Source organism: Rhodoferax antarcticus ANT.BR (assembly GCF_001938565.1).
Taxonomy (GTDB): domain Bacteria; phylum Pseudomonadota; class Gammaproteobacteria; order Burkholderiales; family Burkholderiaceae_C; genus Rhodoferax; species Rhodoferax antarcticus.
Genome location: NZ_MSYM01000007.1, coordinates 105,031 through 123,084, shown reverse-complemented (window position 1 = coordinate 123,084; position 18,054 = coordinate 105,031). Strand labels below are relative to the sequence as shown.

Annotated in this window: 16 protein-coding genes and 1 pseudogene; 10 read left to right on the top strand and 7 right to left on the bottom strand. The window is 61.2% G+C overall.

Annotated features, from left to right (window positions below):
- Window positions 1-83 precede the first annotated feature (83 nt).
- The 3 genes from BLL52_RS03855 to BLL52_RS03845 all read left to right on the top strand — a co-directional run bounded on the left by BLL52_RS03855 (window position 84) and on the right by BLL52_RS03845 (window position 3,914).
- Entirely contained in the window at window positions 84-1,796 is a 1,713-nt protein-coding gene (locus BLL52_RS03855) for a GMC family oxidoreductase (protein WP_075585397.1), read from the top strand.
- A gap of 287 nt (window positions 1,797-2,083) precedes the next feature.
- Window positions 2,084-2,842, top strand: a complete 759-nt coding sequence (locus tag BLL52_RS03850) for a TSUP family transporter (RefSeq protein ID WP_075585396.1) — start codon at window positions 2,084-2,086, stop codon at window positions 2,840-2,842.
- 28 nt (window positions 2,843-2,870) lie between these two features.
- A complete protein-coding gene (locus tag BLL52_RS03845; protein WP_158025672.1) occupies window positions 2,871-3,914 on the top strand; it encodes a GGDEF domain-containing protein in 1,044 nt (347 codons plus the stop codon).
- On the opposite strand, the gene mrdA is transcribed toward BLL52_RS03845, so the two are convergent.
- The 4 genes and pseudogenes from mrdA to BLL52_RS03825 form a co-directional block, all read right to left on the bottom strand.
- On the bottom strand, window positions 3,901-5,928 hold the full coding sequence (gene mrdA, locus BLL52_RS03840) for a penicillin-binding protein 2 (RefSeq protein WP_075585394.1): 2,028 nt from the start codon (window positions 5,926-5,928) through the stop codon (window positions 3,901-3,903). The genes BLL52_RS03845 and mrdA overlap by 14 nt on opposite strands.
- A 5-nt stretch (window positions 5,929-5,933) precedes the next feature.
- Window positions 5,934-6,464 carry a rod shape-determining protein MreD gene (gene mreD, locus BLL52_RS03835; protein WP_075585393.1) on the bottom strand — a complete coding sequence of 177 codons (531 nt, stop codon included), beginning with the start codon at window positions 6,462-6,464 and terminating at the stop codon, window positions 5,934-5,936.
- The gene (gene mreC / locus BLL52_RS03830; protein WP_075585392.1) at window positions 6,461-7,375 is read right to left on the bottom strand and encodes a rod shape-determining protein MreC; all 915 of its coding nucleotides are present in this window, start codon (window positions 7,373-7,375) and stop codon (window positions 6,461-6,463) included. The genes mreD and mreC overlap by 4 nt, the downstream gene beginning before the upstream one ends.
- A 16-nt stretch (window positions 7,376-7,391) precedes the next feature.
- Window positions 7,392-8,436: pseudogene (locus tag BLL52_RS03825) on the bottom strand (rod shape-determining protein).
- Between the two features lie 199 nt (window positions 8,437-8,635).
- On the opposite strand from BLL52_RS03825, the gene gatC reads away from it, so the two are divergent.
- Genes gatC through gatB form a run of 3 tightly spaced genes read left to right on the top strand, consistent with a single transcriptional unit; the run spans window position 8,636 to window position 11,946 of the window.
- Window positions 8,636-8,935: an Asp-tRNA(Asn)/Glu-tRNA(Gln) amidotransferase subunit GatC gene (gene gatC / locus BLL52_RS03820; RefSeq protein ID WP_075585391.1), complete on the top strand. Its 300-nt coding sequence runs from the start codon at window positions 8,636-8,638 to the stop codon at window positions 8,933-8,935.
- 18 nt (window positions 8,936-8,953) lie between these two features.
- Window positions 8,954-10,423: an Asp-tRNA(Asn)/Glu-tRNA(Gln) amidotransferase subunit GatA gene (gene gatA, locus BLL52_RS03815; RefSeq protein ID WP_075585390.1), complete on the top strand. Its 1,470-nt coding sequence runs from the start codon at window positions 8,954-8,956 to the stop codon at window positions 10,421-10,423.
- 17 nt (window positions 10,424-10,440) lie between these two features.
- A complete protein-coding gene (gatB, locus tag BLL52_RS03810) occupies window positions 10,441-11,946 on the top strand; it encodes an Asp-tRNA(Asn)/Glu-tRNA(Gln) amidotransferase subunit GatB (RefSeq protein WP_075585389.1) in 1,506 nt (501 codons plus the stop codon).
- A gap of 25 nt (window positions 11,947-11,971) precedes the next feature.
- On the opposite strand, the gene BLL52_RS03805 is transcribed toward gatB, so the two are convergent.
- Window positions 11,972-12,700 (bottom strand): DUF4124 domain-containing protein, encoded by a 729-nt coding sequence (locus BLL52_RS03805; protein WP_241838990.1) that lies wholly within the window; start codon window positions 12,698-12,700, stop codon window positions 11,972-11,974.
- Window positions 12,697-13,389: an orotate phosphoribosyltransferase gene (gene pyrE, locus BLL52_RS03800; RefSeq protein WP_075585584.1), complete on the bottom strand. Its 693-nt coding sequence runs from the start codon at window positions 13,387-13,389 to the stop codon at window positions 12,697-12,699. The genes BLL52_RS03805 and pyrE overlap by 4 nt, the downstream gene beginning before the upstream one ends.
- A gap of 28 nt (window positions 13,390-13,417) precedes the next feature.
- Here pyrE and BLL52_RS03795 point away from each other — a divergent pair, with 28 nt between their 5' ends.
- The 4 genes from BLL52_RS03795 to BLL52_RS03780 all read left to right on the top strand — a co-directional run bounded on the left by BLL52_RS03795 (window position 13,418) and on the right by BLL52_RS03780 (window position 16,326).
- On the top strand, window positions 13,418-14,203 hold the full coding sequence (locus BLL52_RS03795) for an exodeoxyribonuclease III (RefSeq protein ID WP_075585585.1): 786 nt from the start codon (window positions 13,418-13,420) through the stop codon (window positions 14,201-14,203).
- 154 nt (window positions 14,204-14,357) lie between these two features.
- Window positions 14,358-15,104, top strand: coding sequence for a 3-oxoacyl-ACP reductase FabG (gene fabG, locus BLL52_RS03790; protein ID WP_075585583.1), 747 nt, complete (start codon window positions 14,358-14,360; stop codon window positions 15,102-15,104).
- 154 nt (window positions 15,105-15,258) lie between these two features.
- Window positions 15,259-15,978, top strand: a complete 720-nt coding sequence (locus BLL52_RS03785; protein ID WP_075585387.1) for a YjbE family putative metal transport protein — start codon at window positions 15,259-15,261, stop codon at window positions 15,976-15,978.
- A gap of 9 nt (window positions 15,979-15,987) precedes the next feature.
- Window positions 15,988-16,326 carry a phage holin family protein gene (locus tag BLL52_RS03780; protein ID WP_075585386.1) on the top strand — a complete coding sequence of 113 codons (339 nt, stop codon included), beginning with the start codon at window positions 15,988-15,990 and terminating at the stop codon, window positions 16,324-16,326.
- Here BLL52_RS03780 and BLL52_RS03775 read toward each other — a convergent pair.
- Complete coding sequence (locus BLL52_RS03775) at window positions 16,316-17,941, bottom strand: M48 family metalloprotease (protein ID WP_075585385.1); 1,626 nt, start codon at window positions 17,939-17,941, stop codon at window positions 16,316-16,318. The genes BLL52_RS03780 and BLL52_RS03775 overlap by 11 nt on opposite strands.
- Between the last annotated feature and the right edge of the window lie 113 nt (window positions 17,942-18,054).

Sequence of the window (18,054 nt, the reverse complement as noted above, 5' to 3'; positions counted from 1 at the left end):
AGCCATGGGCCAAACCAACACCCAGCAACCAACCTTTATGCTTGACACCCGTTCAAAGTTAAACAGGACAAGCCAGGGGGCCCATGCAAACAGACTTTGACTTCATCATCGCAGGCGCAGGCACCGCTGGCTGCCTGCTGGCCAACCGCCTAAGTGCTGACCCCTCCAAACGCGTGCTGCTGATCGAGGCTGGCGGCAAAGACAACTACCCGTGGATCCACATCCCGGTCGGCTACCTGTATTGCATCGGCAATGAGCGTACCGACTGGCTCTACAAGACCGAGCCCGATGCTGGCCTGAACGGTCGCACCCTGCGCTACCCACGCGGCAAAACGCTGGGCGGCTGCAGCAGCATCAACGGCATGATCTACATGCGTGGCCAGGCGCGCGACTACGACGCCTGGGCGCAACTCGCCGGCGACGATGCCTGGTCTTGGGCGAACTGCCTGCCAGACTTCAAGCAGCATGAGAGTCACTACAAATTAGATAGTTACTCACGCAATCAGGAAAAGGGCCAGAGCTCTAAAAAGCTTGAGGATTTAGCGCGTTTCCATGGGGCAGATGGCGAGTGGCGGGTGGAGAAGCAACGCCTACGCTGGGACATTCTGGATGCCTTTGCGCAAGCCGCACAGCAGGCTGGCATTCCCGCCACCGACGACTTCAACCAGGGCAGCAACGAAGGTGTGGGCTACTTCGAGGTGAACCAGAAAAGTGGCTGGCGCTGGAGCACCGCCAAGGCGTTTTTGCGTCCGGTATGCATGACCCGGCCCAACTTCACGCTCTGGACGCAGGCGCAGGTAGCCAAACTGGTGATCGACAAACTGCCGGATGGCCACCTGCGCTGCAGTGGGGTTGAGGTCATCAAAGACGGCCAACGGGTAGTCGCTTGCGCTGGCGCTGAAGTGATTTTGTCGGCAGGCAGCATTGGCTCGCCGCAGATTCTGCAGATCTCAGGCATCGGCCCGGGCGACCTGCTACAGCGCCACGGCATCGTCGTGCAGCACGACGCGCCCGGCGTGGGCGCGAATTTGCAAGACCACTTGCAGATCCGCACCGTGTTCACGGTACAGGGCGTCAAAACCCTCAACACGCTGGCCAATTCACTTTGGGGCAAGTCGCTGATTGGCCTGGAGTACGCCCTCAAGCGCAGCGGCCCGATGAGCATGGCGCCCAGCCAGCTCGGTGCATTCACCCGCAGCGACCCCGGTCAGCCTTACCCGAACATCGAATACCACGTGCAGCCCCTGAGCCTGGACGCGTTCGGCGAGCCACTGCACGCGTTTGCCGCTTTCACCGCCAGCGTCTGTAACCTGAATCCGAGCAGCCGCGGCAGCGTGGCCATCACCTCACCAGACTTTAAACAAGCGCCAGCGATTGCCCCCAACTACCTCAGCACGGCTGTTGACCGCCAGGTGGCGGCCGACTCGCTGCGCCTGACCCGCGCCATCGTCAGCCAGCCGGCGCTTGCCAAATACCAGCCGCAAGAGTTCAAACCCGGCGTGCAATACCAGAGCGACGCCGAGCTGGCCCGGCTGGCGGGCGACATTGCCACCACCATTTTTCACCCGGTCGGCACCACCCGCATGGGGCCTGACGGTGACCCACTGGCGGTGCTCGATACGCGCTTGCGCGTGCGCGGCCCCGGCGGTCTGATCGTCGGGCTGCGCGTGGTGGACGCGGGTGCCATGCCACTCATCACCAGCGGCAACACCAATTCACCCACACTGATGCTGGCCGAAAAAGCGGCGCGCTGGATTTTGGCCGATGCCAGCGCCGCGTCCATGACGGGGTCGTGACACCAACCGGCCACCAAGGGTCAACCCGACAAGGGTATGTCCGGATGGTTCAGGCGGGCTTGGGCGCTTACAGTTGCACCCATCACCCGGGCGCTACGCCCATGCACGGTGAGAGGCCCCAGGAGACAGACCCAACCGGGTCAGACATAAAAAAAGACAAGGCACCGGCAACCCCGGTGCCTTTTTTAATTTATAAGCCAAATAAGCCTCTAGCCCTTATTGATAGTGCGCGAGCAGCTATTAATACTGAAGCATTTATAGCGTTGCTCAATGCGACAATGGTGCCTATGGACTATGTCATCGTCTCGCTTGCCAGCCTGTTTGCAGGGTTCGTTGACGCCATTGTGGGCGGTGGCGGGTTAATTTTGGTGCCTGCACTGTTCGCCACTTTCCCCACCGCCCACCCAGCCACGCTGTTTGGCACCAACAAAGGTGCCTCTATCTGGGGCACCGGCATCGCCACCTGGCAGTACAGCCGCCGGGTGGAAATGCGTTGGGCCGCGCTGTGGCCAGCAGCGCTGGCTGGGCTGGTCGCCTCGTTTGCGGGTGCCTGGCTGGTGAGCGTGATCTCGCCGGATTTTTTGCGCAAAGCGCTGCCGTTTGTGCTGTTGGCGGTAATGCTGTACACGCTGGCTAAAAAGGAGCTGGGGCGCACGCACAAGCCGCGTTTTGCAGGCCGGCATGAGCAGCTGGTGGCGGCGGGCATCGGTTTGTTGATCGGCTTTTACGACGGTTTTTTTGGCCCCGGCACCGGCAGTTTCCTGGTGTTTTTATTTGTGCGGCTGCTGGGCTATGACTTTTTGAGCGCCTCGGCGGCGGCCAAACTGGTCAACACCGCCACCAACCTCTCGGCGCTGGCGCTGTTTATCTCCAAGGGCCATATCTGGTGGCATTTTGTGTTGGTGATGGCGGTAGCCAATGTCGCGGGTAGCTTGCTGGGCACGCGCCTGGCGCTCAAACACGGCACCGGCTTTGTGCGGGTGGTGTTTCTTTTGGTCGTTAGCGCGCTCATTTTGAAGACAGGCTACGACGCTTTTCTGCGCTAGCTCGGTATGATCCCAGTTTTCGTTGCCTTTGCGTCCCAAAAAAATGATCTTGCGTTACCCACAGTCCAAAGAACAAACCGCGGAGCTGCTGCGGGTCGTTCTGGCACGCATGGGCCAGCACGACGCGGCGTTCAACCCACTGACCTACACCGTCTGGTTTGAGTACGCAGCTGGCATGAACGCGCAGCTGAACCAAGCGTTGGACCAGTTGGTGCAAGCCCACATCCGGTTAACCGATGCTGACCTGCGTGATCTTTACCAGGCGCACATTGCTGATGTTGACCCGCAGGCCATGCACCGCATTGGTACCGAGTTGCAGCAGGTCATGGCCACGTTGGCCGGCGCAGCAGGCAGCACCGGCAGCAACGCCGATCAGTTTGGCGTCCAGTTGGGCACGCTGGCAGTTGGCTTGCAGGTTCTCAACAACAAGCTGACCGCCCCGATGATTTTGCAGGCGCTTGAGAGCACGGCGCTGATGCGCGACTCAGCCCAGGCGCTGGAGTCCGAGATCAAATTCAGCCAGTCCGAGATCGGGCGGCTGCAAAGTGAGCTCACCCGGGTGCGCGACGAATCGCGGATCGACGCGCTGACCCAGGTGCTCAACCGCAAGGGCTTTGACGAAAAGCTGGCCAGCATGCTGGCGCGGCCTGCACCCGAGGGACGCTTGCACGGGCTGATCATGTTCGACATTGATTACTTCAAAAAGGTCAACGACACCCATGGCCATGTCATGGGCGACCGGGTATTACAGGCGTTGGGCGAAGTGCTGAAAAGCTGCATACCGCCCCATTCGTCTGCCAGTGTGGCGCGCTACGGGGGTGAAGAATTTGCCATGCTGGTGCCGGCCACCACCCCGGACGAATGCCACAAGCTGGCCGAACTGGTGCGCACCCGCACCAAGGCGCTGAAGGTTCGTGACCGGCGTACCCAGGCGGTGGTGCTTACGGTGACCATCTCTGGTGGGATGGCTTTGCATCAGGCCGGCGAAGATGCGCACAGCTTGACTGTCCGCGCTGATGCGGCGCTGTACCGCTCCAAGCAGGTCGGGCGCGACCACATCACCTGCGTTTGAGTTGGCTGGCATCCGCGGAAGCTGCGGGTATTGAGGGCGTTGCGAGCGCAGGGGGTGCTGCCAGCGCCCAGGGTTCATCAGGCACAGGTACATCAACCGCCACGCGCGGCGTGCCAATCGGCGCGGTGGCTTGACCCACACGCACCGCAGTCATGTCTTCCTCGCTGGGGTATTGGCCCATTAGCCAGTAGTCAAAGGCGCGCCGGGCAATGGGCGCGGCTGACGTCGAGCCAAAACCTGCGTTTTCAACAATCAGGGCCAGCGCAATTTTGGGGTCATCCGCAGGCGCGAAGGCGATGTACAGCGAATGGTCGCGCTTGCGCTCCGCCATGCGGGTGGCGCTATAGCGCTCGTTTTTACCCAGTGACACCGCCTGCGCAGTACCGGTTTTGCCACCACTCAGGTAGCTCGCGCCGGCAAACACGTAGCGTGAGGTTCCAGTCTGGGTCACACCCAACATGGCTTGGCGAATGACCTTGATGTGTTCGGGCTTGAAACCCAGGTCGACGCCAGGCTCGACATGGCGCGGCGTGATGGCGCGGCTGCGCGCATCCTGTGTGGCTAGTACCAACTTGGGCTGGTGCTTGACGCCGCCGTTGGCCAGAATGGCGGTGGCCTGCGCCAGCTGCAGCATGGTGAAGCTGTTGTAACCCTGGCCGATGCCGAGTGAAATGGTTTCCCCGGCATACCACTTTTTCTGGTCGGCGCGCTTGTAATACTGGCGCTTCCAGGCCTGACTCGGCAGCACGCCACGCACTTCGCCGTGGATGTCGATACCGGTGATCTGGCCAAAGCCCAGCGGTGCCATGAAGTCGTGCATGGCATCCACGCCGAGCTCGTTGGCCAGCGAATAAAAATACACGTTGCTGGATTCAACGATGGCGCGGCGCATGTCCATCTGCCCGCCGCGTTCGTTCTCCGGGCTACCAAAGCGGTGCCCGCCGAACATGTAAAAGCCTGGGTCATTGATGATGGTTTGCGGGGTGCGCTTGCCCAACTTCAGCGCCGCCAGCGCCATAAAGGGCTTGTAGGTGGAGCCGGGCGGGTAGGTGCCGCGCAGGGCCCGGTTGAGCAGGGGCCGGTCGGGTGACTCGTTGAGCAGTTGCCAGTTTTCATGATCGATACCCTCAACGAACAGGTTGGGATCGAAGGTGGGCTTGCTGACAAAGGCCAGCACCTCACCGGTTTTGGGGTCAATGGCCACCAGCGCGCCACGGCGCTCGCCATACATGTCTTCAACCAGCTTTTGCAGCTTGATGTCAATCGACAGCCGTACCGTGTCGCCCGGTGTCGCGCCCTGGCTGGTCAGGCGCCGAGTGGCGCGTCCGCCAGCAGAGGTTTCCATCGCATCCACACCGGTGATGCCGTGCAGTTGCGGCTCAAAACTCTGCTCCACGCCGAGCTTGCCGATGTAGTCCGTGCCACGGTAGTTGGACGGGTCGTCCGATTCTTCAATGGCCTCTTTCTCAGCCGGATTGATGCGCCCGATATAGCCCACCACATGGCTGGCCAGCTCGCCAAACGGGTACGTGCGAAACAGCCGTGCCTTGATGTCCACCCCCGGAAACCGGTAACGCTGTGCGCCAAAACGCGCCACTTCCTCGTCGGTTAGGCGGCTGCGCAGTGGCACCGACTCGAAGCTCTTGCTCTCATCGCGCAGTTTCTTGAAGCGTTTGCGGTCACGCGGGGTGATGTCGACCAACAGCGCCAGCGCGTCGATGGTCTGCTCCAGATCGGCCACCTTGGACGGCGTCACCTCCAGCGTGTAGGCCGAATAATTGGTGGCTAGCACCACCCCGTTGCGGTCCAGGATCAGGCCGCGGTTAGGGACGATCGGCACAATCGCGGTGCGGTTGTTTTCGGCCTGGGCCAGCAGATCGTCATGGCGGGTGACCTGCAGGTACATCAGCCGCGCAGCCACCAGGCCAAAACACACCACCACCACCAAGCTGGCCACCAGCACCCGCAGGCGAAAGCGCGACAGGTCAGCCTGAACGTTACGGATCACCGTCATAAGGTTTACAAGGGTCGATTCGCGTCGCGGTCAGGTGCCTGGCGCTGCGGCAGCAGCAGCAGCAGCGTAACCACTGGCCACAAAAGAGCCTCTATGGCTGGCGCCAGCAGCACCGTCCAGCCCGGGAAAATATCACCGCCCAGCAGGCGCAATGCCACGACCAGCAGATGTGCTGACACAAACAGGGGCAGCACCTGTGCGGCCTGGCTGGGTACAGAAAACCACAAGATGCGCCGGTGGATGCCAATGGCCAGAAAACTCAGGGCGCTGTAGGCCAGTGCATGCTGGCCGAGCAGGGCGCTCTGGTGCACGTCCATCGCCAGGCCGAGCAAAAAAGCCGTTCCCACCCCGACCCGCTGCGGTTGGTGAATGGCCCAGAACACCAGCACCACCGCCACCAGATCAGGCGCCCAGGCGGCGCGCCCCCACAGCCCCATGTTTTGCAGCATGTTCAGCGCCAGGGCGGTGATCAGGCTGCCCCAGATGAACCAGGGGTTGGCCGGCAGCAGCAGCTGCTGGCCACGCGGCATGATCATGGTTTGCTCCCGTTGGTTGCCTTGTCAGGCGCGGTCGGCGGCAGCGTCGGCACCAGTCCGGCCAGCGGCTGGAGCACCAGCACATGCAGGCCACTGTTCACCGCCGCCACCGGTTCGCAGCGCACCCGCGCAAAGGCGGAGTCGGCACCGTGCTCCACCGAGCTGATACGCGCCACCTGCAGGCCAGGCGGGTACACGCCGTCGACACCGCTGGTGGTGAGCAGATCCCCCGCTTGCAGGTCCACATTGGCGTCGAGAAAACGCAGCTCCAGCGCGCCGGAACGCGAGGCAGCGTCGCCAAAAGCCAATGCCCGCAGCCCGGTGCGTGCGTTGAGCACAGGCACCGCCTGGTTGCGGTCGGTGATCAGCGTCACCTCACTGACCAGCGGATACACCCGGGTGACTTGCCCCAGCACACCCAACTCGTCAAGTACGGGTGAGCCAGGCTGCACTGCGGCCAGAGCGCCCTTGTCAATAATGACTTTGCGGGTGAAGGGGTCGGCCGCGTCATACAGAATCTGCGCCGCCAGTGCGGGCGCATTGACCCGTTCGCGCAAGCCCAATAGCCCACGCAGCTGGGCGTTTTCCTGATTCAGTTGCTCCACTTGCTGGGCGCGCTGCGACTGCAAGCCCAGTCGGTATTGGGCAGCAGCTTCGCTGGTCTGCGAGCTGTTCAGGGATTCAAAATATTTGCTGCCATCGCGCGACCAGATCACTGGCTGCAGCATCGTCCATTGCAAAGGGTAGAGCACGGTCGCAATCGCCGCGCGCACCGGTTTGATCATGCCGAAACGGTTGTCGGCCACCATCAGCAGCACCGCCAGCACGCCAAAAAGAACCAGCTTGGACAAGGCCGAAGGCCCTTGCCGGAAAAACGGTGGCGGCGATCTGTCCAGCGTACCCAAAGGCATCGCCGACTCCTGGCGCTTACTCGGTGGTGAAGATGGAGCCCAGACGGTCCATCTGGTCCAGCGCAATGCCGCAACCGCGCACCACGCAGGTCAGCGGGTCTTCGGCCACCAGCACCGGCAGGCCGGTTTCCTCGGCCAGCAGGCGGTCCAGGTCGCGCAACAGCGCGCCGCCGCCAGTGAGCATCATGCCGCGGTCGGCAATGTCGGCACCGAGTTCAGGCGGGGTTTGCTCCAGCGCGTTTTTGACGGCTGACACGATGTTGTTGATCGGGTCGGTCAGCGCTTCAAGGATTTCGTTGGATGAAATGGTGAAACTGCGGGGCACGCCTTCGGACAGGTTGCGCCCGCGCACTTCCATCTCGCGCACTTCACTGCCCGGAAAGGCAGAACCAATGTTTTTCTTGATCGATTCAGCGGTGGGCTCGCCAATCAGCATGCCGTAGTTGCGGCGGATGTAGTTGATGATGGCGTCGTCAAACCGGTCGCCGCCAACCCGAACGCTGCCTTTGTAAACCATGCCACCCAGAGAGATGACACCCACTTCAGTGGTGCCACCGCCGATGTCCACCACCATCGAGCCCTGCGCTTCTGAGACCGGCAAACCAGCGCCAATGGCGGCGGCCATGGGCTCTTCGATCAGGAAGACATCGCGGGCACCAGCACCCAAGGCACTTTCGCGGATGGCGCGGCGCTCCACCTGGGTCGAGCCGCAAGGCACACAGGATGATGATGCGCGGGCTGGGCCTGAAGATCGAACGCGGATGCACCATCTTGATGAACTGCTTGAGCATCTGCTCGGTGACGGTGAAATCAGCAATCACGCCGTCTTTCATCGGGCGGATAGCCTCAATGTTTCCGGGCACTTTGCCGAGCATCGCTTTGGCTTCCTTGCCCACCGCCTGGATGGTTTTTTTGCCTTGCGGGCCGCCTTCGTGGCGGATGGCTACCACCGAGGGTTCATCAAGCACAATGCCCTTGTCGCGTACGTAAATCAGGGTGTTGGCGGTACCAAGATCAATTGCTAGGTCAGTGGAAAAGTACTGACGGAAAGAGCCAAACATGAAAAAATCCTCTCGGGCACAGGCGGCACTTCGGCTCGCGTATCACCCTGTATGTGTTCAAAATAGTGGGTTTTCGGCAATAAACCATGCCGTTTCGGGCTGCAGCCCAAAGGCGAGATAATACCTCAACACCTGTGCATAACCTGTGCCGTAGTGCGGGCCGATCTTTGAATTACACCTTGTTGCAAGCGGAAAATTTATGTCCCTGACCCCTGTTGACATCGACCGACTGGCGCATTTGGCGCGGCTTGGTCTGCACCCCGATGAGCGCAGCCGCCTGTGCTCGCAACTCAACGATTTCTTCGGTATTGTGGAAAAAATGCGAGTAGTGGACACCGCAGGCATCGTGCCACTGGCGCACCCGATGGACCTGATGGACACGATGGCGCTGCGCCTACGTGACGACGTGGCCAGCGAGCCCAACCAGCGCGAAGCCAACCAGCGCAGCGCACCGGCGGTCGAGTCTGGCCTGTTTCTGGTGCCCAAGGTCATTGAGTAAGCCCAAACTATTTTCAACATGTCACTTTCTACCGAACTGCATGACCTGACGGTCACCGAGCTAGCCGCTGCCTTGCGCCAGGGCCACGTTTCCAGCGTTGAAACCGCACAGCACTTTCTGCACCGCGCCAAAACCCACGCTGACCTGGGCGCTTTTCTTGATGTAAACGAAGAGGTCACGCTGCGCCAAGCTCGCGCCGCCGACGCCCGACTGGCCGCAGATACCGCCGGGCCGCTGGAGGGCGTGCCCATCGCCCACAAAGACATCTTCGTCACGAAAGACTTCACCACCACTGCAGGATCGAAGATGCTGGAGGGCTATCGCTCGCCATTTGATGCCACCGTGGTGTCACGTCTGGCAGCCGCTGGTGCGGTGACCTTGGGAAAACTCAATTGCGACGAGTTCGCCATGGGTTCAGCCAATGAAAACTCCGCTTTTGGTCCGGTGAAGAACCCGTGGGATACCACCCGCACGCCGGGCGGTTCCTCCGGCGGCAGTGCAGCAGCGGTGGCGGCTCGATTAACTCCGGCGGCCACCGGCACCGACACCGGAGGGTCCATCCGCCAGCCCGCGTCTTTTTGCGGCGTGACTGGCATCAAGCCAACCTACGGGCGGGCATCGCGCTATGGCATGGTGGCATTCGCCTCCAGTCTGGACCAGGCCGGACCCTTGGCGCGAAGCGCTGAAGATTGCGCCACGCTGCTGTCAAGCATGTGCGGACCCGACCCGGATCGCGATTCGACCTCGCTGGATGTGCCAGCAGAAGACTTCACGCGCCAGCTCAACGAGCCGATCGATGGCCTGCGCATTGGCGTTCCTGCCGAGTTTTTTGGCGAAGGCCTCAACGACGATGTGCGCGCAGCGGTTGATGCAGCGCTCAAGCAATATGAGGCGCTGGGCGCCCAACTGGTGCCCATCTCGCTGCCGCGCACAGAATTGTCCATCCCGGTTTACTACATCATTGCGCCCGCCGAGGCATCGAGCAACCTGAGCCGTTTTGATGGCGTGAAGTTTGGCCATCGCGCCAAAGACTTCAAGGACCTGACCGAGATGTACGAGCAAACCCGTGCCGAAGGTTTTGGTGACGAGGTCAAGCGCCGCATCATGATTGGCACCTATGTGCTGAGCCACGGCTACTACGACGCCTACTACCTGCAAGCGCAAAAAATCCGCCGCATGATTGCCGACGATTTTCAGCAGGCCTTCAAGGTGTGTGATGTGATTGCCGGGCCGGTGGCGCCCACCGTGGCCTGGGAACTCGGCGGCCATGGCAACGACCCGTTGGCTGACTACCTGGCCGACATTTTCACCCTGCCCGCCTCGCTGGCTGGCCTGCCAGGTATGAGCCTGCCGGTAGGTTTTGGCGCAGGCCACATGCCAGTGGGCATGCAACTCATTGGCAACCACCTGACCGAGGCGCGCATGCTCAATGTGGCGCACCGCTTCCAGCAAGCCACCGACTGGCACACGGCCCGCCCGCCCGTCTGAGCGCAAGGAACGACACGATGAACACGACGACCGACAAGCAACCAGCCGCCAGCACCTCTTTGCTGGTGCGGGGCTACGAGGTGGTGATTGGCTTTGAGACCCACGCCCAGCTTTCCACCCAGTCCAAAATCTTTAGCCGGGCACCTACCGCTTTTGGGGCCGAGCCCAACACACAAGCCTGCGCGGTGGATTTAGCCTTGCCAGGTACCTTGCCGGTGATGAACAAGGGCGCGGTTGAGCGGGCCATTGAGTTGGGCCTGGCGCTGGGCTCACACATTGCACCGCGCAGTATTTTTGCCCGCAAGAATTACTTCTACCCCGACCTGCCCAAGGGTTACCAGATCAGCCAGTTCGAGATTCCGGTGGTGCAAGGCGGCTCGGTCGAGTTTTACCTGGAAACGGGGAAAGGAGCCGAAGCGGTGCTGGAGAAAAAGTCGGTACGGCTGGTGCGCGCCCATCTGGAGGAGGACGCTGGCAAGTCGCTGCATGAAGATTTCATTGGCCAAACCGGCATTGACCTGAATCGCGCTGGCACGCCGCTGCTGGAAATCGTCACCGAGCCCGACATGCGCTCAACCGCTGAGGCGGTGGCTTACGCCAAGGAGTTGCACAAAATTGTCACCTGGATCGGCATCTGCGACGGCAACATGCAAGAAGGCAGCTTCCGATGTGACGCCAATGTGTCGGTGCGCAAGCCGGGTGCGGCGTTGGGCACGCGCCGTGAGATCAAGAACCTCAACAGCTTCAAGTTTATGCAGCAGGCGATTGACTTTGAGATCCGCTGGCAGATTGAGGAAATCGAAGACGGCCGCACCATCCAGCAGGCCACCGTGCTGTTCAACCCCGACACCGGCGAGACGCGCGCCATGCGCAGCAAGGAAGATGCGGCCGACTACCGCTACTTTCCCGACCCCGATCTGCCGCCGCTGATGATTGCCTCCGAGTGGGTGGAGCGTGTGCGCGCTGGCATGACCGAGCTGCCGCGTGTGATGGCGGCGCGTTTCTGTGCCGATTACGGTTTATCAGACTATGACGCCACAACCCTTACCCAGAGCCGTGAGGTTGCTAGCTATTTTGAAGCGACTGTTAAGGCTTGCGGCCAGCCGAAGTTGGTGGGCAACTGGATCATGGGTGAGGTGTCACGCCGTTTGAACGCCTCAGAAGCGGACATTAGCGCCTGCCCGGTCAGCGCGGTGCAACTCGGCGAACTGGTCACCCGTATTCAAGACGGCACCATTTCCAACAACGCGGCTAAACAAGTCATGGATGCACTCTGGGCCGACCCGCAAGCACAGGTGGACGCCATCATCGAAGCCAAAGGCCTCAAGCAGATGAACGACACCGGCGCGCTGGAAAAGATCGTCGACGCCGTGCTCGCTGCCAACCCGAAAAACGTGGCCGAGTTCCGTGCGGGCAATGCCAAGGCACTCAACGCGCTGGTCGGTCAGATCATGAAGGGCAGCCAGGGCAAGGCCAACCCGCAACAGGTCAACGACTTGTTGAAACAAAAATTGGCGGGTTAATCGCCGCTGGCCGAGTCAAGCCGGGTTAGTTCGGCTTGGCTGGCGCAGCGGCTGAGCTGGCTGCGGCGGGTAAAGCCATGCGCCAAAGCGGTTCGAGGCGCGCCTGCTCGGCATCAAAGCGGGCGTTCACGCGGGTGGCCTCAGCGTCTTTGTCTGCCATGAAGCGTCCTTGCGCAGCCAGCGTCTGGTTAACCTCATCAATCTGGCGCTTGAGCTTTCGCGGTGCTTTGCTGGGGTCTTTCTCGTAAAAATCCAACTCAGCCAGCAGCTTGGTTTTTTGCGTCAACAGGTCGGTAACCTGGGTAAGTGCGGTCTGCTTGACCCGGCTGACATGGCTTAGCGCGGCGCTCCTCTCTTGTTGGTGCACTGCAGGGGCGGGGTAGCGCATCAGCAGGGCGCGGTCACGGCGCTTTTCTTCTTCTAGTATGGCTTGCTGCGCCTGCTCCGCCTTGGCTTTGGCCTCGATATCGCGGCGCTCCATGCTGGTCAGCGTGGGCCCGACGTGGGTTTTCACGGTGCCGCTGGGGTTGAGTATTTTTTGCTCACGGTCGCGGCATTCGGGAATGGGCCGGTCCGAGGTCAGCCTGCGCCCCCGGGCGTCAGTGCAGGTGTAAATCTCCGGGGTGGGCAGCTGTGCTTGGGCTTGCGCTTGGGCGCTGCGGTGGGCCGGTGGCATCAATAGGCCCAGCGACAGCACAGCGGCCGTCATCGCAGTCTGGCGCATCAAACCCTGTGAGGTGGCATAGTGTGTCATGCCGCGTCCACCCCGTAGCGCGTGCGGTAGGCTGCGACCCGCTCGTGCGCGTCGGCCAAGCCGGGTACGCTGTGGTGCTGAAGGTATTGCAGCAAATCGTTTAATTTGGCAATCGCGCACACCTGCAAGCCCAGTTGCTGCTGCACATATTGCACCGCGCTGTGGTTCACGTCCTGGCCGTTTTCGGTGGCCATTTCTTGGCGGTCCAGCGCAATCACCACCGCATGGGCGGTGGCGCCGGCGCGCTGAATCAGCGCAATTGATTCGCGCACTGCGGTGCCGGCTGACATCACATCGTCGACGATCAATACCCGACCTTGCAGGGGGGCGCCCACCAGTGTGCCGCCCTCGCCGTGGTCTTTGGCTTCCTTGCGGTTATAGGCAAACGGCACGTTCTTGCCAGAGCGGGCCAGCGCCACTGCCAGCACCGCGCCCAGGGGAATGCCTTTGTAGGCGGGGCCAAAAATCATGTCGAATTCGATGCCGCTGGCGAGCAAACGCTGCGCATAGAATTGCGCCAGTTCGCCCAGCTTGGCGCCGTCATCGAACAGCCCAGCGTTGAAAAAATACGGGCTGAGCCGCCCCGCTTTGGTCTTGAACTCGCCAAAGCGCAGCACGCCGCCCGCCACCGCAAACTGCACAAAATCCTGCGCCAGATTGTCTTGCGCCGGGTCTTGGCGAGTTGTCATCTCAACACCCTCTGACATGGGGAAGTCCTTGTTTAAATTAACCAGCTTGAACCTCAATGGTATTCGTTCTGCCACCAGCAAAGGTCTGCAGGCCTGGCTTGGGCAAATTGAGCCAGATTGTATTTGTGTACAGGAGATCAAAGCGCAGACCCCCGACCTGGCCGACCGCTTTGAGCACCTGGCGGGTTTGCGAGGGTATTTTCACCTCGCTGACAAAAAGGGCTATTCGGGAGTGGGTGTTTACAGCCGCCTTGAGCCCAGTGATGTCGTTGCTGGCTTTGATAGCGCTGAGTTTGATGCCGAGGGCCGCTACCTGGAGCTGCGTTTTGACACGCCCGCGGTCAAGCGCTCCATCATCAGTTGCTACTTTCCAAGCGGCTCCTCGGGCGAAGAACGGCAGTTGGCCAAATACAGGTTTCTAGACCTGATGTACCCGCACCTGCAGCAGCTCAAAAGCCAGCGTGAGTTCATCGTATGCAGCGATGTCAACATCGCCCACCAGGCTATTGACCTGAAAAACTGGCGGAGCAACCAGAAAAACTCGGGCTTCCTGCCAGAAGAACGCGCCTGGATGACCAAACTGCTCGGCGATGGCGGCATGGTGGATGTGTATCGGCAGTTGCACCCCAACACCACGGATGAGGCCTACACCTGGTGGAGCAACCGCGGCCAGGCCTACGCCAAAAACGTCGGCTGGCGGCTGGACTACCACCTGGCTACGCCCGCCTGGGCGGCCAAGGCGCAGTCGGTGGCCATCTACAAGGGCGAAAAATTTTCTGACCACGCGCCGGTTAGTGTGGAATACGCTCTTTAAAATATAGCTGCTTGCGCTTTATCCATAAGGGTTGGAGGCTAATTTGTGTATAAATCGGGTGCCCAAGCTGCCAAGGTAAGTCGTCGTCAAGTTCGCGCAATGTCACTGTCCTAAAATGGTGAAGGCTTTTATCAACGAACATATTGGGATCATCATGACGGCACGTCTTACCAACAAAGTTTCCATCATCACCGGCGCAGCCCAAGGCATTGGCCTGGCCACCGCGCTGAAGTTTGCGCAAGAGGGCGCTACCGTGATTGTTTGCGATGTCAAGCAAGAAAGTGTGGACGAGGCTGTGGCGCAATGCCGCGCGGCGGGCGCTACCGCTGAAGGTTTTGTGATGGACGTGACCGACCGCGCGGTGGTTGACGATGTGGTGGCCAAGGTCAAGGAAAAATTTGGCCGCATTGACGTGCTGGTCAACAACGCCGGTATCACCATGGATTCCAGCCTGAAGAAAATGACCATTGATCAGTTTGACAAGGTTATTGACGTGAACCTGCGCGGCGTGTTTCATTGCACACAGGCGGTGGCAGACGGTATGGTTGCCCAAGGCAGCGGCGTGATTTTGAACGCCAGCTCGATCGTGGGTTTGTATGGCAACTTTGGCCAAACCAACTACGCCGCCACCAAGTTTGGCGTGATTGGCTTCACCAAAACCTGGGCGCGCGAGATGGGCCCCAAGGGTGTGCGTATCAACGCCGTGGCACCGGGCTTTATCTCCACGCCGATGGTGGCCGCCATGCCTGAGAAAGTGCTGGCTGACTTGAGCGCCAAAGTGCACATGCGCCGCCTTGGCAAGCCTGAAGAAATCGCCAACATCTACGCCTTCCTGGCCAGCGACGAAGCCAGCTACATCAACGGCGAATGCATCGAAGTCTCGGGCGGTATCTCGCTGTAATTGGCAGGACTTGCGTCTGACGCCACTGCGGGCAGCCTGGTGCTCCCCGGGTGGCGTTTTTTTTGGCCTTGCCCAGGCGCGGCGTTGACGTGGTTCAATGCGATTGGTTCGCAACTGTGTAACGCAGCTTCACTGGATTGACTCAATAACGCTTATGGAACTATTTACTTCGCAGTGGTGGTCGGCCTTGCTGGTCATTGTGGTGATTAACCTGGTGCTCGCCGGTGACAACGCCATCGTGATTGCGCTGGCCGCGCGTAATATGCCCAGCCACCTGAAAACCCGGACCATTGTCTGGGGCACGGTGGGCGCGATTGCGGTGCGCCTGGCGATGGCGCTGGGCGTGGTCTGGCTGCTGGAAATTCCGGGTTTGATGCTGATGGGCGGCGTGGGCCTAGTCTGGGTGGCTTACCAACTGCTGGCCGACGATGCCACCGAAGCGTCCGGCGACCCGGTGGCGCATACCTTTCGGGGTGCCATGAACACCATCATTGTGGCCAATGCACTAATGGGCATGGGTAACGTGCTGGGCATTGCCGGGGCAGCACATGGCTCGCTTAGCCTGCTCATCATTGGACTGTTGTTGAGCGTGCCGATTGTGGTGTTTGGCAGTGCCTTGGTGCTGAAATTGGTCAAACGCTTTCCCCTTGTCTTGCAGATTGGCGGCGCTGTGCTGGCCTTGACGGCCGCCAAGATGATCGTCAGTGACCCGTTGCTGAAAGGCATCTTCGGCGCTTTTCATGGCGATGTGACGTCAGAGCCGCTGCAGGCGGTAGCGCGCTGGGTGGTGCATTTTGTGGTGATTGGCGGCGTGCTGATCGCTGGCTGGTGGAAAAAGAGCGGGGCGCAGGCCAGCCATCAACTGGGGGGTTAAGCTAGACGCATGAAACTTATCCTCAAATGGCTGCTCAGTGCAGTTGCCCTGCTGGCTGTTGCCTACATCTACCCTGGCGTCGTGGTGGGCAGCTTTGGCTCAGCCCTGCTGGCCGCCCTTGTCATCGGGCTTTTCAACATGGTGCTGCGCCCGCTGCTGGTGCTGCTGACGCTGCCAGTGACAGTGATCACGCTGGGGCTATTTTTGTTTGTCATCAACGCACTGATGTTCTGGGCCGCCTCCGGTGTGCTGAGCGGCTTTTATGTGCAAGGCTTTGGCGCGGCGCTGCTGGGCTCGCTGATTTATTCGGGCCTGGGGTTGGTGATTGACACCGCCCTCAAGGACTGAGTACCTGCTGCTTGACCAGCGCCTCGATCTGGCGCTGGCGCGTGTCGATGATCGACGCGTCAATATGGTCGGCCACACTCCCCCCTACTTCACTCGCACGCATCATGTCTTGCGCGGCGCGCAGGCGGTCCAGCGCGCCGGTGTAATCCAGCCGGGCGGCTTGCGCCTCGGCGTCGGCGCGCAGGGCGCGCAAGGTTTGGTTTTGGGCTGCGTAGAGGCGCGCCAGCGCTTGCCAGGTTAGCGCGTCTTGCGGTTGCACAGTCAGCCAGGTTTGCAGCGTTTGTGTTTGTGCATTCAACAGGGCAGGCTGGTTGAGCTGTAGCGCCAACTGGGTTTGCAGCATCAGTTGCGGGCGGCGCAGGCTGGCCAGTGGGGGTGTTGGGGCGGCTGTCAGGCCCAGCCGGGTGGCCAGGTCAAAGCGCTGCGCAGGCGTCAGGTCGCGCGCTGCCAGGTTGATCTCGGCATCGAGCCAGCGCAGCGGCTCGGCGCTTTTGGCATCGGTTGCTGCCAGCGTCTGCAAGCGCGCCAGGTTGTGCCGCGCCAGCGCCACGTCGCGCAACTGCAGGGCGGCCAGCGCTGCGCCATACAAGATACCTGCCTGTTGTGCAGCAGGTGCGTTGCCCAAACTGGCATCGTCTGCCTGGGTCTGCCAGACGCGCAAAGCGTCCACACCAGGGTTGGAGAGCACCTTGGCGCGGGTCGCCATCATGGCGTGGTGCATCAGCGGCGCGCGCGCCACCGGGTGCGGCGCGCCCAGCGGCAGGCGCGACTGCATGTCGGCGATGCGCTCGGTGGTCAGCGGGTGGCTGCGCAAATAGGCGTAGCCGCCGCTGTCGTTCAGCCGCGCGGCTTGCTGCAGCTTGTCAAACATGGTGACAAAGCCTTGCGCCTCAAAACCCGCCTGCGTCATCACGCCAAAGCCAACGCGGTCGGCCTCGCGCTCCATGTCGCGTGAAAAATTCAGCTGACTTTGCGCCGCCAGCGCTTGCCCACCCACCAGCAGGGCGTTGCCGGCATCGGGGTTTTTGCTGGCCGCCAGCGCGCCCAAAATCATCGCGCCGATCATCCACGGCGTTTGCGCGCTGTCTTTGGCGATAAGGCGTGAGATATGCCGCTGGGTGACGTGGCTCAGCTCATGACCCAGCACCGAGGCCAGTTCATCGCGGCTGCTCACCACGCCCAGCAGCCCGAGGTTGATGCCCAGGTAGCCGCCGGGTAGTGCAAACGCGTTCACGGTACGGTCGCGCCCTAGCAGTATCTGCCAGGCAAAACGCTCGTCGAGTTCGGGCGTGAGCTCGCCGCGCTGGCGGGCTGCCACCAGCAGCGGCTGCCAGACGCCTTGCACATAGTCGGCCAGCACCGGGTCGTCTAGGTAATCGGGGTCGCGAAACAACTCGCGGGCAATGCGGTCGCCCAGGCGGCGTTCTTCTGCACTGGCCACCGCACTGCTGTCGCCCAGCAGGGGCAAGCTGTTGCCAGCGTTGCGGTAACCAGGGGTGCTGCTGTTGGCGGACGGCGTTTGCGCTGTTAAAGCACCCGGCAGCAGGCCACCAGCCACTACACAGGTAATAGCAGTGAACCCTTTAAAGATATGGGCCAGAGGCCGATTTTTCATAAGTTTTGATTCAGGTGTCCAGCGCATCGGTGAGCGCCGCAGCCGCGGCGGTGTCACACTCAAGCCCGTATGATGCCAGCCTTACCCGAGGGTTGGTTGAACCTGCCAGAGCA

Bases quoted from the DNA above. Each gene is read 5' to 3' on its own strand.
- BLL52_RS03855 (WP_075585397.1), top strand. From the start codon at position 84: ATGCAAACAGACTTTGACTTCATCATCGCAGGCGCAGGCACCGCTGGC.
- BLL52_RS03850 (WP_075585396.1), top strand. From the start codon at position 2,084: ATGGACTATGTCATCGTCTCGCTTGCCAGCCTGTTTGCAGGGTTCGTT.
- mrdA (WP_075585394.1), bottom strand. From the start codon at position 5,928: ATGACGGTGATCCGTAACGTTCAGGCTGACCTGTCGCGCTTTCGCCTG.
- mreD (WP_075585393.1), bottom strand. From the start codon at position 6,464: ATGATCATGCCGCGTGGCCAGCAGCTGCTGCTGCCGGCCAACCCCTGG.
- mreC (WP_075585392.1), bottom strand. From the start codon at position 7,375: ATGCCTTTGGGTACGCTGGACAGATCGCCGCCACCGTTTTTCCGGCAA.
- gatC (WP_075585391.1), top strand. From the start codon at position 8,636: ATGTCCCTGACCCCTGTTGACATCGACCGACTGGCGCATTTGGCGCGG.
- gatA (WP_075585390.1), top strand. From the start codon at position 8,954: ATGTCACTTTCTACCGAACTGCATGACCTGACGGTCACCGAGCTAGCC.
- gatB (WP_075585389.1), top strand. From the start codon at position 10,441: ATGAACACGACGACCGACAAGCAACCAGCCGCCAGCACCTCTTTGCTG.
- BLL52_RS03805 (WP_241838990.1), bottom strand. From the start codon at position 12,700: ATGACACACTATGCCACCTCACAGGGTTTGATGCGCCAGACTGCGATG.
- pyrE (WP_075585584.1), bottom strand. From the start codon at position 13,389: ATGACAACTCGCCAAGACCCGGCGCAAGACAATCTGGCGCAGGATTTT.
- fabG (WP_075585583.1), top strand. From the start codon at position 14,358: ATGACGGCACGTCTTACCAACAAAGTTTCCATCATCACCGGCGCAGCC.
- BLL52_RS03785 (WP_075585387.1), top strand. From the start codon at position 15,259: ATGGAACTATTTACTTCGCAGTGGTGGTCGGCCTTGCTGGTCATTGTG.
- BLL52_RS03780 (WP_075585386.1), top strand. From the start codon at position 15,988: ATGAAACTTATCCTCAAATGGCTGCTCAGTGCAGTTGCCCTGCTGGCT.
- BLL52_RS03775 (WP_075585385.1), bottom strand. From the start codon at position 17,941: ATGAAAAATCGGCCTCTGGCCCATATCTTTAAAGGGTTCACTGCTATT.